Annotated in this window: 1 protein-coding gene; it reads right to left on the reverse strand. The window is 46.6% G+C overall.

Annotated features, from left to right (window positions below):
* Nucleotides 1-760: DUF2066 domain-containing protein (locus tag R7040_RS26070; RefSeq protein ID WP_318097520.1), on the reverse strand; the 760-nt coding region annotated here is incomplete at both ends.

Genomic DNA, 760 nt, shown 5'->3' on the forward strand with positions numbered 1-760 from the left:
CACCGAGTGGATCTTCAAATTCCATCAATTGTGAGATAGACGAAGCCTCTTGCTCAAATGCTTGTTGTGAAGCAAGCAAATGAATAGTCAGCGTTAACTCACTGCCTTGTACACGCTTGATTTCTGTGCCCGCCACTGAACTCAATTTGGTAAGTGCATTTTCTAAACGGAAGAAATCAGCAGCAGACGTTACATTTAACACTTTCACATTCACGGCTTTAGAAGACTTGCCTGAGACAACAACGGCGTTTTTACTTGCGTAGTAATCAGCAATACCATCCACCATTGCGGAAATAGCGTCTGCACCTGTTGCCGACCCGCTGCGTGGAGAAGTTTGCGCATCAATAATCTTTGCAGGCGCTTGGTCATACAAAGTCCAACGAATCTGCTCGCCTTGCGCACGAATAATTAATACCGCGTCCGCTGGGTAACGCTGGCTGGCTTGGCTAATCGGTTCAATGAAACCGCCCCAAAGATCAGACGTGTTCACGCCCGTGACGTCGTCAAAATCCCCAACAGGAATCGTAATTGGAAGGCCACGAGCTTCCGTTGCTTTTTTCAACGCAGCAACGTTGACAGAATCAGAATGTTCCCATGCAATTGCGCGGTCGTAATCTTGCTCTTCCACCAGCCAAACCAAAATATTGGCACGATTCGGTGACCATGAAGGCAACTGAGCTTGAGTCAAAAGCGATTGAATTTGCCCACTGTTAAACAACATTTTAAGACTTGCTTTACCATCAACTTGGCTTTTCCCAAG

Source organism: Vibrio sp. 1069 (assembly GCF_033340555.1).